Genomic DNA, 14,551 nt, shown 5'->3' with positions numbered 1-14,551 from the left:
CTGCCCGGCGTGCTCGTCGAATCCGTCATCGGACGAAGTAGATGACGGCGAACAGGGCGATCCAGACGATGTCGACGAAGTGCCAGTAGTACGAGACCACGATCGCGGCGGTGGCCTGCGCCGGGGTGAACTTGCTCATCCTGGTGCGCAGCAGCAGCAGGATGAATGCCACCAGACCGCCGATGACGTGCAGGCCGTGGAAGCCGGTGGCCAGATAGAAGACGGTGCCGTACGCGCTGCCGGGGATCGTCGTGCCCTCGTGCACCAGGTGGTAGTACTCGTAGCCCTGACCGGCGACGAAGAAGGCGCCCATCGCGAAGGTCAGCAGGTACCACCGACGCAGCCCGAACACGTCGCCGCGCTCGGCGGCGAACACGCCCATCTGGCAGGTGAACGACGAGGCGATCAGCACCAGCGTCACCGGCACGGCGAGATAGAGGTTCAGCTCGGTCGGATGGGGCGGCCAGTCACCGCCGGCCTGGGCGCGGGCCGTGAAGTACATCGCGAACAGGCCAGCAAAGAACATCAACTCGCTGGAAAGCCACACGATGGTGCCAACACTGACCATGTTCGGACGGTTCAGCGAATGCACACGCGACGTGATGGCGGTTCCCGAAGTCCCTACAGCGCTCGTCACAGGTGCAAGTATGACGCTTTGTAGTTGTCAAACTCCACCCGGGTCGAGCAATTCGTCATAATCGCGTCGTGACTCCTGCTTCCGCTGCGCACGACTCGTCTGTGGCCGCCCCGACGTGGTCGGTGATCCTCGGTCGACTGACCACCGATCAGTCCCTTCTGCCGGGGCAGGCGGCCTGGGCGATGGACGAGATCATGACCGGCGCCGCCACGCCGGCGCAGATCGCCGCCTTCGGCGTGTCGATGAAGATGAAGCGACCCACCTCCGCCGAGGTGGGCGAGCTCGCCGACATCATGCTCAAGCACGCCCACCGCGTGCCCACCGAGACGATCGGCACCGACACCGTCGACGTCGTCGGCACCGGAGGCGACGGCGCGAACACCGTCAACTTGTCGACGATGGCCTCGATCGTGGTGGCCGCCGCCGGCGTCAAAGTGGTCAAACACGGCAACCGCGCGGCGACATCGCTGTCCGGAGGCGCGGACACGCTCGAGGCGCTCGGGGTGCGCATCGATCTGGGACCGGACGAGGTCGCACGCTGTGTCGCCGAGGTGGGCATCGGGTTCGCCTTCGCCCCGCAGTTCCACCCGTCCTACCGGCACGCCGGGGTGGCCCGCCGCGAGATCGGGGTGCCGACGGTGTTCAACCTGCTCGGGCCTCTGACCAACCCGGCCGGACCGCGCGCCGGGTTGATCGGCTGCGCGTGGGCCGAGCTTGCGGAGGTGATGGCCGAGGTGTTCGCGACCCGCGGGTCCAGCGTGCTGGTGGTGCACGGGGACGACGGTCTCGACGAGCTGACCACGACGACGACGAGCACCATCTGGCGGGTGCAGGCGGGCACCGTGGACAGGCTGCGCTTCGACCCGGCCGCGTTCGGCTTCGCCCGCGCGCACATCTCCGAGCTGGTCGGCGGGGACGCCGAGTCCAATGCCGCCGAGGCCCGCGCGGTCCTGGGCGGGGCGAGCGGCCCGGTGCGCGACGCCGTGCTGCTCAACGCCGCCGGGGCTCTGGTGTCCCACGCCGGCCTATCCAGCGACGCCAAGTGGGTCCCGGCGTGGGAGTCCGGGCTCGCTCGCGCCAAGGAGGCGATCGACTCCGGGGCGGCCGAACAGCTGCTCGCGCGTTGGGCTCGGTTCACTCAGGAGCTCTGAGGAGTCGAGCTGCTCGGCAGCGACCCGGGCCGAGCGTGCCGACGCCGCCCACCCGGCCCAACGTCCGGCGGCGCCGACCGGCGAGCAGTACCCGGTGTCGGTGCGCACGATCCGCACACCGGGGTGGGTCAGCCAGCGCGCGATGAGCGCGATCTCCTCGATCAGTGCGCCGCCGTGCGGGGCCGCGCTCGGCAGTACGGTCTGGGCGGCCGCGCAGAGGGCCTCGACCACAGGCATCGGTGGCACTCCGCGAGGTGCCACGCCGGCGGCGGCGAGTTGGCCGTGCCGGATCACGGCCAGATGCCATCCACGCTCGCCGTCGGGCCGTGCCGCGATCAGTTCGCTGATCGCCGACAGTGCGCGCAGCCGCTGGCCGCGCCAGAGCACGTCGATGGCAGCGGACGCCCGGTCCCGCATCCGGGCCGCGGTCTCGTAGCGGTGCCGGTGCGCGAGATCGTCGATGTGGGCCAGGATGTCGCCGATCACCTCGCCGCTGTGTCCGTCGATCAGCGCGTGGGCTGCTTCGACCGCGGCGGCGTAGTCTCCGGCGCTCATGCCGCGCTCGGCGGGGCAGGGGGAGACCTCGACGTCGGGGCACGCAGGCCCGTGCGTGGCGCTGCGGGAGAGCCGCTTGGTGCAGGTTCGGATGCCGGTGAACCGGGCGATCAGTGCGCCCGCGTCGACGGCGTCGGCGCGGGCGCGGAACGGACCGATCGCGGTGTCCGTGCGCGGGCTGCGCACCGCGGAGAAGCGGGGGAACGCCTCGTCGGTGAGGGCCACCCACCACCAGCGGTGCGGGAACTTGGAGCGGCGGTTGTACGGGGGTGCGTGCGCGGCCAGCAGACGGAGTTCGCGCACGCCGGCTTCCAGATCGTGGGCGCACTCGACGTGGTCGACGCCGGTGGCCAGCGACGCCATCTCCTTCATCCGGGTGCGGGGGTCCGCCCCGGTGAAGTACTGATTCACCCGGCGCCGCAGGTCCTTGGCGGTGCCGACGTAGAGCACCTCGTTCGACGGCCCGCGGAACAGGTACACCCCTGGGGCGTGCGGCACAGACGTGGCCAGGCGGCGGTTGCGGCGTTGGGCCGGGGTCACGTCGGGCAGGTAGGACCGCAGCTCGGTGTAGGTCTGGATGCCCTGATTGCCCACCCGCTCGATCAGGCCGTGGAGGACGTCGACCGTGGCCCGGGCATCGGCCAGCGCGCGGTGGTTGGGCGTGGTGTCCGCCCCGAACAGCTGCGCGAGCGCTGAGAGGCGCACGCTGGGCGCCTCGTCGCGGGTCAGTACCCGGCGTGCCAGCCGCACCGTGCACAGCACCGGCGGCTTGGGCCACGGGACGTTGTTGCGCTCGGCGGCCGCGCGCAAGAACCCGACGTCGAAACCGGCGTTGTGGGCGACCAGCACCGCGCCGCGCGCGAATTCGAGGAACGCGGGCAGCACCTCGTCGATGCGCGGCGCGTCGTAGACCATGGCGGTGGTGATGCCGGTCAGCGCGACGATCTGTGGCGGGATGGCCCGGCCCGGGTCGACCAGGGTGGCGAACTCGCCGAGAACCTCGCCCCCGCGCACCTTGACCGCACCGATCTCGGTGATCTGGTCGTGGTGCTCGCCGCTGGACCGTCCTCCCGTGGTTTCCAGGTCGACGACGACGAAGGTGGTCTCGCGCAGCGTCAGGTCGGCCGCCGGATCGACATCGGCGAAGCTCAGCTGACCCATGCGCTGACCGTAGGACGGTGGGCCGACAAGTCGTCGACAGCCACGCGGGAGTCGGTCGCCCTTACTTGTCGGTCGCCCTCGCTTGTCGGTCGCCTTCACTTGTCGGTCACTGTCGATACCGTGCCCCTGACTGCGACTGAGAGGACCAAGGCCATGGGTTATGACCAGCCACGACAGGACGAGGACGCCGGCGCTTCCGGCACGGTGACCATCGACTGCGACGACTGCGCGGTGCGCGGACCGGGCTGCCAGGACTGCGTCGTCAGCGTGCTTCTCGGGATTCCCGAAAATTTGCTGGTGGACGAGCAGCGCGCCCTGGAAGTCCTCGCTGACGTGGGCCTGGCGCCGCGATTGAGGCTCGTGCCGCTGCATCGGCACGGGACGCCGGGAGTTGCCTGACGGTGCGTGGCGTCACCGCCGTCCCATCCTTCACAGGAGTAACTGTTAAATTTGCGTCTCCTGTTGGACAAGGCCGATGCCGTTTCGTAACCTGTCTGAGACCTAAGAGAGTTCGAGACGGCTCGTAACGCCAGTTGAAGGACGCATAAATCTTGACGCTCGACCGCGCGCATCGGAGCATCAGCCGTTTCTGGCGACCCGCAATCAGTGCCCTGGCCTCGGTGGCGGTTGCCGGTGCGCTCGCTGTGGGTACCGGCTACGCCGACCCGGCCAGTGACGCGCTGACCAAACTGAACGAGTTGTCGCGCCAGGCCGAGCAGACGACGGAGGCCATGCACTCCGCGCAGCTCGACCTGAACAAGAAGCTGGAGATCCAGCAGGCCGCAGAAGTCAAGCACGCCAACGATGTTGCGGCGGTGGACTCCGCCAAAGCGCAGCTGGCCGACTTCCAGCGCAAGGTCGACGATCTGGCCGCCGCCCAGTACATGGGAGGGCGGCCGTCCGGTTTCCAGGCCATGCTGACGGCGTCCTCGCCGCAGGGCCTGATCGACCAACTGTCGATCCAGCGCGTGATGGCCCACGAGATGTCGGCGCAGATGTCGCGCTATCTCGAGGTGGGCAAGCAGACCCAGGACGCAGAGAAGGCGTCCGCGGTGTCGGCCTCGGAGGCCAAGACCGCCGCGGAACAGGCCGCCGCCGTGCGTGCCGACCTGCAGTCCAAGCAGAGCCAGCTCCAGGTGCAGATCGCCGTCGTCAAGTCGCAGTACGACGCGCTGACTCCGCCTCAGCGCGAGGCGCTGGCCGCCATGCCGCCGGCCCCGCCCGTCCCGCCTGCCGCGGCGCCACCGGCCCCGCCTGCACCTGGTCAGGACCCGGCAGTGCTCGCCGCTCCGCCCGCGCCGCCGTTGCCAGGAGCGGTGCCGCCCGGCGATATCGCCCCGCCCGGGTCTCCCGAAGCGACCACCGTGATCCAGGCTGCACTGAGCCGGATCGGCTCGCCGTACTCGTGGGGCGCTGCCGGCCCGAGCGCCTTCGACTGCTCCGGTCTGGTGATGTGGTCCTTCCAGCAGGCGGGCATCTCGCTGCCGCACTCCAGCCAGGCGCTGGCTGCAGGCGGACAGCCGGTGTCGCGCGATCAGATGCAGCCTGGCGATCTCGTCACCTACTACTCGGATGCCTCACACGTCGGCATCTACATCGGTGACGGCATGATGGTGCATGCGTCCACCTACGGCACGCCGGTGCGAGTCGCTCCGGTGGACAATGCGCCGATCTACAACGTCCGCCGCTACTGATCGGGCCCGCTCGCGGCACCGTCTCGCGGCGCTCCTGTGTGCGGAAGCTCTGTGCGCCGTCCTGGTGATCGGCGGCGCTTACCCCAGGGCGCCCACAGCACCTGCTCTGGCGGCTCCGCCGTCGGCCTCGGGTGAATCGACGGCGGATTCTCCCGCACTACGCACCCTCATCACTCCGGACGGTCGCAGAGCCCAGCTGATCGACCTCGGCGGCGGCGCGGCGCCGCTGCTCGACCGGATCGCCGCTGAACTTCCCGCGGCCGAACAGGCCGTCACGATCTTCTGGGGCCCACAGTGGCCGAAGGACATCCCGATCGTCGTGGCCGGCTCGCCGGAGCAGTTCGCCGCACTCGCCGGCGCGGGTCCGGACACCGCCGCGACCACCACCGCCGAACGCATCACGTTTTCGCCCGCAGCCAGCGCGATGAATGCCGACGATCTGCGAATCGTGCTGCGCCATGAGCTCTTTCACTACGCCGCACGCTCCGCCACGGCGGCGGACGCCCCGGTGTGGCTGACCGAGGGGGTGGCCGATTACGTCGGCCGACCGGCGCCCACGGGCCGCGTCGACGCGCCCGCGCGGCTGCCCACGGACGCGGAGCTGAGCACGCCGGGCCCCGACCGGTCGCAGGCCTACGACCGCGCTTGGTCATTCGCCACCTTTGTCGCGCAGACCTACGGTCCGCCCCGGTTGCGGGAGCTCTACGTCGCGGCGTGCGCCCCCGGCCATCCGGACGCCGCGACCGCGGTGCGCACGGTGCTCGGGATCGACCTGCCCGCATGAGCCGCGTCCTGCTCGTCACCAACGACTATCCGCCGCGTCGCGGAGGCATCCAGTCCTACCTGGAGGCGCTCGTCGACCATCTCGTGGGTTCGCCTGGCTCGTCGGTGGAGGCGTTGACGGTGTACGCCCCGACGTGGAAGGGCGCCGAGGACTACGACGCGGTGGCCGCGGTGTCCGGCTACCAGGTCGTGCGTCACCCCACGACGCTGATGCTGCCCGAGCCCAGCGTCGCGTGGCGGATGCGGCGGTTGATCTCCGAGCACGACATCGACACCGTCTGGTTCGGTGCCGCGGCGCCGCTCGCGCTGCTGGCGCCGCTGGCGCGCGCCGCCGGTGCGCGCCGCGTCATCGCCAGCACACATGGGCACGAGGTGGGCTGGTCGATGCTTCCACTTGCGCGAACAGCGTTGCGGCGCATCGGAAACGACACTGATGTGGTGACCTACATCAGCGCCTACACACGGCGCAGGTTCGCCGCGGCGTTCGGGCGCAACGCGGCTCTCGAGCACGTACCGCCCGGAGTCGACGTCGACCGGTTCGCCCCTAACGAGGTGGCCCGCGCCGAACTGCGCGCCCGCTACCGCCTCGGAAATCGGCCCGTGATCGTGTGTGTCTCGCGGTTGGTGCCGCGCAAGGGTCAGGACATGCTGATCCGGGCGTTGCCCACGATCCGTGACCGGGTGCCCGGCGCTGCACTGGTGATCGTCGGCGGCGGGCCGTATCGCACCACGCTGCAGCGGCTGGCCCACAGTTTCGGAGTGGCCGAGCACGTGGTGTTCACCGGTGGGGTGCCGGGAGAGGAACTGCCAGACCACCACGCGATGGCCGACGTGTTCGCGATGCCGTGCCGCACCCGCGGCGCCGGGCTGGACGTCGAGGGCCTGGGCATCGTGTACCTGGAGGCGTCGGCGACCGGCGTGCCGGTGGTGGCAGGCCGCTCAGGCGGCGCGCCGGAGACGGTGGTCGACGGGGAGACGGGGTTGGTGGTCGACGGCTGGGACGTCGGCGCTATCGCCGCGGCGGTCGGTGATCTGCTCGCCGACCGCACCCGGGCTGCGGCGATGGGCGCAGCCGGGCGCACCTGGGCCGTCGAGAACTGGCAGTGGCAGATGCAGGCCGCGCGGCTGGCGCGGCTGCTCTAACTCTTGGCGTAGAGCGCTTCGATCTCCGCGGCGAATTTCTCGGCGACGACCTTGCGCTTCACCTTCAGCGTCGGGGTGAGCTCCCCGGTCTCGACGGTGAAGTCCAACGGCAGGATGCGGAACTTGCGTATCGCTTCGGCCTTCGACACCGCCTGGTTGGCCTTCTTCACCGCGGCGTCGATCTCGGCAGTCAGGTCGGGGTCCTCGGCCAGCTCGCCCACCGACGCGCCGGCCGGCTTTCCGTGACTCTGCTTCCACCCCTCGAACGCTTCGGGATCGATCGCGATCAGCGCCGCGATGAACGGCTTCGCATCGCCGACGGCCATCGCCTGACTGATCAGCGGGTGCGCCCGCAATTGATCCTCGAGCACTGCGGGTGCGACGTTCTTGCCGCCCGCGGTGACGATGATCTCCTTCTTGCGGCCCACGATCGACAGGAACCCGTCACCGTCGACGCTGCCGAGATCACCGGTGTGGAACCAGCCGTCGACGATCGCCTCGGCGGTCGCGGTCTCGTTACGCCAGTACCCGTCGAACACCACACCGCCGCGCACCAGCAGCTCGCCGTCCTCGGCGATCGCCATGCTGTTGCCGGGCAACAACTTTCCGACGGTGCCGACCTTCAGCTGGCCGATGCGGTTGGCGGTGATCGCCGCGCTGGTCTCGGTGAGGCCGTAGCCCTCGTAGATGGTCAGGCCGATCCCGCGGTAGAAGTGGCCGAGCCGTGCGCCCAGCGGTGCGCCACCGGAGATCGATGCGGTGCAGTCCCCGCCCATGGCTGCCCGCAGTTTGCCGTAGACCAGACGGTCGAACAGCGCGTGCTTGGCGCGCAACAGCAGGCCGGCGCCGCCCGTGTCCTGCGCCGTGCTCCACTCGATCGCGGTCTCGGCGGCGCGGGCGAAGATCGCCCCCTTGCCGCCCTCGCGAGCGTTGAGTTCGGCTGTGTTGTACACCTTTTCGAACACACGGGGCACCGACACGATGACCGTCGGCTTGAACTGGCCGAACATCGGCACGAGATTCTTGATGTCGCTCGTGTAGCCGACGGTGACACCGTTGGCAAAGGCGGTCATCGACAGGGCCCGGGCGAGCACGTGGGCCAGCGGCAGGAACACCAGCAGCCGCCCGCCCTTGCGCAGCAGGCTCGGGAAGCAATGGGCGGCGCCGCGGCTCTCGGAGAGCAGGTTGGCGTGGGTGAGCTGGCACCCCTTGGGCCTGCCGGTGGTGCCCGAGGTGTAGATCAGCGTGGCGGGATCGCTGGAGACGATGGCGTCGCGGCGGCGGTCGACCTCCGCAGCATCGGTGGCCGCGCCGGCGTCGGCCAGCTGATCGAGCGCCGAGGGCGCGGAGTCGATCGTGAAGACCTTACGGAGGTCGGGAAGGCCATGGGAGAGGGTGGCCTGCAGTTCCTTGACCGTCTGCGCGTGCGCGTCGGTCTCCACGAACGCCAGCACGGCGCCGGAGTCCTGGAGCACCCACTGCACCTGGTCGGCCGAGGACGTCTCGTAGATGGGTACGGTGACCGCGCCGATCGACAGGATCGCGTAGTCGAGGATCACCCACTCGTAGCGGGTTGCCGACAGCACCGCCACCCGGTCCCCGGGCTGCACCCCTTCGGCGATCAAACCTCTTGCTGCCGAACGGATCTGCTGAGCTGCCTGTCGGCACGTCACATCCGTCCACTGGCCGCCGACCAGTCGCTGGAAGATCACGTGGTCGGGATCGGCGGTCTCGTGCTGGTACACCGCAGCTGCCACGTTGTCGTGTTCGCCGACGGTGAACGATGCCGGTTCGGTGTACTCGCGCACGATGAATGCCCTCTCGCTTGACATGCCGCTATGCCGTGTACAGAGTAGTCGGCCCCACTGAGGCGGCACCGGAGCATGTGTGAAGGTGGACAGTCATGAACAGCATCCAGATCGCGGACGAGACGTTCGTCGCCGCGGATCCCGCGGCGGTGGGTGCCGCTGTCGCCGACCCGGCGAGCTGGGCCCGCTGGTGGCCGGATCTGCGGCTCACCGTGGTCGAGGACCGCGGCGAGCTGGGTCACCGCTGGACGGTGACGGGTGCACTGACGGGTTCCATGGAGATCTGGTTGGAGAAGGTGCTCGACGGGGTGGTGCTGCACTACTTCATGCACGCCGAGCCGTCGGGCGCTGCGGCCTGGGAGCTGGAAAAGATGAACCTCGCGAAGATGAATCATCAGCGGCGGGTGGCGGGCAAGGCGATGGCGTTCGAAGTGAAACAGACGCTGGAGGCGGGCCGCCCTGTCGGCGTGTCGCGGTTGGCCTGAGCGATAGCGGCTATACCAGGCGTCGGGAGGGTAGATTCGCCGCCAACGGCGGGGGATGTGCGGCTCGGCTCAGCACCGGAAGGACTGGAGAAGACTTCAGTGGCGGACAAGACGGCACAGACGATATACATCGACGCCGACCCCTCGACGGTGATGGACGTCATCGCCGACATCGGTTCCTATCCCGATTGGGTGGCCGAGTACAAAGAGGCCGAGATCCTCGAGGCCGACGACGAGGGTTATCCGCTGGTGGCCCGGTTGGTGCTCGACGCCGCGGTGCTCAAGGACGCCATGGTGCTGGCCTACACGTGGCCGGCCGATCATGGGTCGGTGACGTGGTCGCTGGTGTCGAGCACGTTGCTCAAATCGCTCGAAGGGGCATACCGGTTGGCGCCGAAGGGATCCGGGACCGACGTCACCTATGAGCTGTCCGTCGATCTGATGATCCCGATGATCGGTCTGCTCAAGCGCAAGGCCGAACGCAGGCTGACGGACACCGCGTTGAAAGATCTGAAGAAACGAGTCGAGGCTGACTGAGGGCACGGACGCCACCCGGTCGTCCGGGACGACGAAGATCAGCCTGTTCGTCGGCAAGGGTGGCGTGGGGAAGTCGACGCTGGCGACTGCGACAGCTGTGCGCGCGGCGCGCTCCGGGCTGCGCGTGCTGATCGTGTCGACAGACCAGGCGCACTCCACCGGTGACGTGCTCGGGGTGACGATCACGCCGACGGGCGAGCGGACTCCGACCCGCGTGCTGGCCGAGCTCGACACTGCCGACGGCGGCGGAGGGTCGCTGGACGCGCTGGCGCTGGACACGTTGGCCCTGCTGGCGGCGCATTGGCGCGATACGTCGGTGCTGCTCGCCGGGCGTTTCCCGGAATCAGACATCAGTGACCTTGCGCCAGAAGAACTTTCGGCTCTACCCGGGGTGCAGGAGGTGCTCGGCCTGCACGAAGTGGCGGAGCTGGCCGACTCGGGCAGCTGGGATCTGGTCGTCGTCGACTGCGCCTCGACCGCCGATGCGATGCGCATGCTCACCCTGCCCGCCACGTTCGGGCTGTACCTGGAGCGGGCGTGGCCCCGGCATCGCCGGCTGTCTACCTTCGACGATCCGCGGTCGGTGGCGGTGGTGCAGCTGCTGGAGCGCATCGGGGGCGGCACCGACCGGCTCGCCACGATGCTGACCGATTCGGCGCGTGTCAGTGCCCATCTCGTGATGACGCCGGAACGGGTGGTGGCCGCCGAGGCGGCCCGCACGCTGGGTTCGCTGGCGCTGATGGGAGTGCAGGTCGCCGAGCTGATCGTCAATCAGGTTCTGGTGCAAGACGATTCGTTCGAATACCGCAACCTGCCCGAGCATCCCGCGTTCGACTGGTATTCCGAACGCATCGGGGAGCAGCGGGCGGTGCTCGACGACTTGGATCGGGTGATCGGGGACGTCGCGCTGGTTCTGGTGCCGCATCTTGCCGGTGAACCGATCGGACCCAAGGCGCTCGGCGAGTTGCTCGACAACGCCCGCCGGCGCGACGGCTCGCCGCCGCCGGGCCCGTTGCGCCCGATCGTCGACCGCGAGTCGGGAAGCGGTGTGGAGGCGGTGTACCGACTGCGGGTGGATCTGCCTCAGGTCGACTCGTCGTCGCTGTCGTTGGGTAGGGTCGACGAAGACCTGATCATCGGCGTCGGCGGGATGCGCCGCCGCGTGCGACTGGCCTCTGTGCTGCGACGATGCATCGTCGTCGACGCCCAGCTCCGCGGCACCGAGCTGACAGTCCGTTTTCGACCCAATCCGGAGGTGTGGCCAGCATGAGCGGCGCTCACCCTGATCCGGGCCCGGAATTGCGGGCGCTGGCCCAGTCGATCCTCGATCGCGTAGAGCCGGCGATTCGGCTGGCCGCGGCGCGTGCGGCCAGCGCGCCGGACAGCCCCGGCCGCTGCCAGCAGGTGTGGTGCCCGGTCTGCGCGCTCGCGGCGCTGGTCTCCGGGGAGCAGCATCCGCTGCTCTCGGTGGTCGCCGAGCACAGCGTCTCGCTGCTGACGGTGGTCCGTGCGATCGTCAACGATCAGGCCGCGGGGGCAGCTGCGCCTGCCGCGCCACCCGAGTCGACGCTGCCACCGGACGGTGCTCCGGAGGGGCCACCACCGCCCGGCCGGTACCAGCACATCCCGGTCACGGTCGAGGAGTAGGCCTCAGCTGTGGTCGCCGGCACACGGCGTGGGTAAAGTTGGCACAGAGCGTCGCGGTCGGGTGAACTGGAGGGTCCATGTGGTACTGGCTGTTCAAGTTCGTCTTCATGGGACCGCTGCTGACCATGCTCGGCCGACCCAAAGTCGAAGGCTTGGAGCATGTTCCGGCCAACGGCGCGGTGATCCTCGCCAGTAACCATCTGGCAGTGGCGGACAGTTTCTATCTCCCGCTGGTGGTGAGCAGGCGTATCACGTTCCTGGCCAAGGCCGAGTACTTCACCGGAACCGGGCTCAAAGGGTGGTTAACCCGCTGGTTTTACACCGCGGCCGGGCAGGTGCCGATCGATCGCACCGACGCCGACAGTGCGCAGAGCGCGCTCACGACCGCACAGCGGATCCTCGGGGAGGGCAAACTGCTGGGCATGTACCCGGAGGGCACGCGCTCGCCGGACGGCCGTCTCTACAAGGGCAAGACGGGTCTGGCCCGGCTCGCGCTCGAGACACAGGTGCCCGTGATCCCGGTCGCGATGATCGGCACCGACGTCGTCAATCCGCCGGGCAGCAAGATGTGGCGCTTCGGTCGGGTCACGGTGCGGTTCGGCGCCCCGATGGACTTCTCCCGCTTCGAGGGCCTTGCTGGAAACCGCTTCATCGAGCGTGCGGTCATCGACGAGGTCATGTACGAACTGATGCAGTTGTCCGGCCAGGAGTACGTCGACCTCTACGCGGCCGACATCAAAGAGGGAAAAGGTGAGGCGGCCACCAAGCCGCCGACCCGCTTCCCGGAAGCCGCCGCGGGCTGACCGTCAGCGCCCCCTCCGCCCAAACCGACGTTTGGGCGGGAAAGTGCGAGTGATTCCCGCCATTTCGTCGATCTCGACGCCGGCGGGCGCGCCGTGTCGGACCTCGCGGCCACGATGCCGTCATGACAGAGGTCTTTCTCGGCCGCGACGCACTGGGTGACGGCGTTCCCCGCCACGATCTGCGTCGCTGGTACACGCAGATGTTCCGCGGGGTCTACATGCCCAAGAATGCCGTGCCCACGCTGGACGACCGGATTCTCGGTGCCTGGTTGACGTCCGACCGGCGCGGCGTCATCGCCGGCGTCGCCGCCTCAGCGCTGCACGGGGCCCAGTGGATCGACGCGCGCGAGCCGATCGAGCTGCTGGTGTCCGAACGCCGTCGACAACCCGGCCTGGTGATCCGGATGGACCGATACCGTCCCGACGAGATCACGGCGGTGGCGGGTCTGCCCGTCACCACCGCGGCGCGGACGGCGTTCGACCTCGGCCGTCACCAGCCCCGCGCACTTGCTCTGGGCAGACTCGACGCAGATCGCCGTCTCAACCGACGGCTTCGCGGCGGTGCTGGACATGGGGTGGCGTGACCTGCGACTGGCTGTCGAGTACGACGGTGCCCAGCACCAGACCGAACGCGCCCAGTACCTGAAGGACAGGCGGCGGCTGCCGACGCTCACGGAGCTCGAGTGGGAGGTGGTCACCGTCGTCAACGAGGACCCGCCCCGCGAGGTGATCGCGCGCGTGTACGAGGCCTACCTGCGCCGCGGTGGCGCCGAGATCGACGCAATGGCGTGCGCTTCTCGTACTCACCCGCTCAATCGTCGGTTTGGGCGGTTGGGGGACGCGGCCTAGGCCTGCACCGCGTCGACGGCAGGCACCGAGGTCGCCGCCCGGCCGCGGGCCGCCCCGGCCGTGACGGTCCCGGTGACGGCGATCGCCGCCAGCGCCCACCACAGGTAGGACGAACCGGCGAGCTGCCGCCACAGCGACGCGGTGGTCTCGCGGTGCTCGGGCAGCAGCGTGATCGGCGTCCACACCATCAACGCCAACCCCACCACGAACACCGCCGCCAGGCCGGCATGCCGCAACCGGACCGCGAGCACGGCCGTCGTCACCATCGCCGGCAACGTCCACACCCAGTGGTGCGACCAGGACACCGGTGACACCACCAGGCCGAACATCGCCACGCACATCAGCGCGAGCACCGGCTGCTCGGCGCGCAAAGCCCGTCGCACCGCCCACACCGTCAGCGCCAGCACCGCGAAGCACAGCACTGTCCACAGCACGAAGCGGACGTCCTCACCGAGACCCAGCCGGGCCAGCGCGCCCGCGATGTTCTGGTTGGTGTTCAGCGTCGCGGTGCCGATCCGGTCGGTGTTGCGCACGGTCTCTGTCCAGTACTCCCACGAGTCGCGCCACGCGAACGCGAAACCCAGCAGTGTCGCGCCGACTGCCGAGGCCACGGTCACGAGCAGCGCGCGGGTGTCGCGGCGCAGCAGGAAGTACAGCAGGAACACCGCGGGGGTGAGCTTCAGCGCGATCGCCAGGCCCAGCAGCATCCCGCGGGGCCACGGTGTGCGCCGCGGCACGCAATCGGCGATCACCAGCGTCATCAACACGACGTTGATCTGCCCGAAGTCGAAGTTCGCACGGATCGGCTCCAGGTAGACCACGGCGGGCGCGACGATCGCCGCGGCGAGGAAGCACCGGCGCAGCCAGGCCGGCTGAGCGGTGATCTGCGTCGTCGGCCACACGTCCAGGCGGGTCAGCAGCATCACCGCCGACACCAGCAGCAGGATCAGCGTGGTCACGGTGATCGCGACGCTGGCCGCCTCCAGACTCAGCATCGCGAACGGCGAGAACACGACCGCGGCCAGCGGCGGATAAGTGAAGGGCAGGTCGATGCCGCCGCGGGTGTGGAATATCGCGCCGTCGGCGTAGAGGGGCTGACCGTCCAGCCAGGCCCGCCCCCCCATGCGGTAGACGTCGATGTCGATCCGGTAGGGGACATGGCCCAGCAGCCGCCAGCCCACTCCGACCAGCGCGATCGCTGCCAGCAGGCAGAACAGCCGCCAGGCCAGCGCCGGCACCCAACCCCCCCGCAACGTCCTCATATCGCCGACCAGACTATCGGTGCGCACCGCGGCACC

The 14,551-nt window shown here is 69.3% G+C and carries 13 protein-coding genes and 2 pseudogenes; 11 read left to right on the top strand and 4 right to left on the bottom strand.

All coding sequences use genetic code 11. The features are described 5' to 3' along the window. Positions 1–25: 25 nt before the first annotated feature. Complete coding sequence (gene ctaE, locus ACZY1G_RS26840; RefSeq protein ID WP_335330519.1) at positions 26–637, bottom strand: aa3-type cytochrome oxidase subunit III; 612 nt, start codon at positions 635–637, stop codon at positions 26–28. Positions 638–705: 68 nt separating this feature from the next. Between ctaE and trpD the strand changes: the two genes are divergently transcribed. Next, the gene (gene trpD / locus ACZY1G_RS26835) at positions 706–1,788 is read left to right on the top strand and encodes an anthranilate phosphoribosyltransferase (protein WP_463818232.1); all 1,083 of its coding nucleotides are present in this window, start codon (positions 706–708) and stop codon (positions 1,786–1,788) included. Here the strand turns inward: trpD and ACZY1G_RS26830 are convergent. Further along, positions 1,726–3,504, bottom strand: a pseudogene (locus tag ACZY1G_RS26830) (DEDD exonuclease domain-containing protein); the annotation flags it as partial. The gene trpD and the pseudogene ACZY1G_RS26830 sit on opposite strands and share 63 nt — an antisense overlap. Positions 3,505–3,657: 153 nt before the next feature. On the opposite strand from ACZY1G_RS26830, the gene ACZY1G_RS26825 reads away from it, so the two are divergent. From ACZY1G_RS26825 to ACZY1G_RS26810, 4 genes are all read left to right on the top strand, one after another. After that, positions 3,658–3,903 (top strand): hypothetical protein, encoded by a 246-nt coding sequence (locus ACZY1G_RS26825; protein ID WP_463824062.1) that lies wholly within the window; start codon positions 3,658–3,660, stop codon positions 3,901–3,903. A 152-nt stretch (positions 3,904–4,055) separates the two neighbouring features. Next, positions 4,056–5,198 (top strand): peptidoglycan hydrolase RipC, encoded by a 1,143-nt coding sequence (gene ripC / locus ACZY1G_RS26820; protein WP_463824061.1) that lies wholly within the window; start codon positions 4,056–4,058, stop codon positions 5,196–5,198. Beyond that, positions 5,167–5,982 carry a peptidase gene (locus ACZY1G_RS26815; protein WP_463824060.1) on the top strand — a complete coding sequence of 272 codons (816 nt, stop codon included), beginning with the start codon at positions 5,167–5,169 and terminating at the stop codon, positions 5,980–5,982. The genes ripC and ACZY1G_RS26815 overlap by 32 nt, the downstream gene beginning before the upstream one ends. Continuing rightward, complete coding sequence (locus ACZY1G_RS26810; protein ID WP_463818228.1) at positions 5,979–7,124, top strand: glycosyltransferase family 4 protein; 1,146 nt, start codon at positions 5,979–5,981, stop codon at positions 7,122–7,124. Before ACZY1G_RS26815 ends, ACZY1G_RS26810 begins: the two co-directional genes overlap by 4 nt. Here the strand turns inward: ACZY1G_RS26810 and ACZY1G_RS26805 are convergent. After that, a complete protein-coding gene (locus ACZY1G_RS26805) occupies positions 7,121–8,932 on the bottom strand; it encodes an AMP-dependent synthetase/ligase (RefSeq protein WP_463818289.1) in 1,812 nt (603 codons plus the stop codon). The genes ACZY1G_RS26810 and ACZY1G_RS26805 overlap by 4 nt on opposite strands. A 95-nt stretch (positions 8,933–9,027) precedes the next feature. On the opposite strand from ACZY1G_RS26805, the gene ACZY1G_RS26800 reads away from it, so the two are divergent. From ACZY1G_RS26800 to ACZY1G_RS26775, 6 genes and pseudogenes are all read left to right on the top strand, one after another. After that, a complete protein-coding gene (locus ACZY1G_RS26800; protein WP_463818227.1) occupies positions 9,028–9,417 on the top strand; it encodes a polyketide cyclase / dehydrase and lipid transport in 390 nt (129 codons plus the stop codon). A 99-nt stretch (positions 9,418–9,516) separates the two neighbouring features. Next, positions 9,517–9,954 carry an SRPBCC family protein gene (locus ACZY1G_RS26795; protein ID WP_463818226.1) on the top strand — a complete coding sequence of 146 codons (438 nt, stop codon included), beginning with the start codon at positions 9,517–9,519 and terminating at the stop codon, positions 9,952–9,954. Next, positions 9,947–11,224, top strand: coding sequence for an ArsA family ATPase (locus ACZY1G_RS26790; protein ID WP_463818288.1), 1,278 nt, complete (start codon positions 9,947–9,949; stop codon positions 11,222–11,224). Before ACZY1G_RS26795 ends, ACZY1G_RS26790 begins: the two co-directional genes overlap by 8 nt. Next, entirely contained in the window at positions 11,221–11,601 is a 381-nt protein-coding gene (locus ACZY1G_RS26785) for a hypothetical protein (protein WP_463818225.1), read from the top strand. The genes ACZY1G_RS26790 and ACZY1G_RS26785 overlap by 4 nt, the downstream gene beginning before the upstream one ends. 77 nt (positions 11,602–11,678) lie before the next feature. Continuing rightward, positions 11,679–12,404, top strand: a complete 726-nt coding sequence (locus tag ACZY1G_RS26780; RefSeq protein ID WP_463818224.1) for a lysophospholipid acyltransferase family protein — start codon at positions 11,679–11,681, stop codon at positions 12,402–12,404. A gap of 122 nt (positions 12,405–12,526) precedes the next feature. Next, positions 12,527–13,253 (top strand): annotated as a pseudogene (locus ACZY1G_RS26775) (hypothetical protein). Here the strand turns inward: ACZY1G_RS26775 and ACZY1G_RS26770 are convergent. Then, positions 13,250–14,515 carry a glycosyltransferase 87 family protein gene (locus ACZY1G_RS26770; protein WP_463824059.1) on the bottom strand — a complete coding sequence of 422 codons (1,266 nt, stop codon included), beginning with the start codon at positions 14,513–14,515 and terminating at the stop codon, positions 13,250–13,252. The pseudogene ACZY1G_RS26775 and the gene ACZY1G_RS26770 overlap by 4 nt on opposite strands. Between the last annotated feature and the right edge of the window lie 36 nt (positions 14,516–14,551).

It is taken from the genome of Mycobacterium sp. IDUB_5, assembly GCF_055419565.1.
Note: the sequence above shows the minus strand (reverse complement) of the source record. Positions and strands in the feature narration are given on the sequence as shown.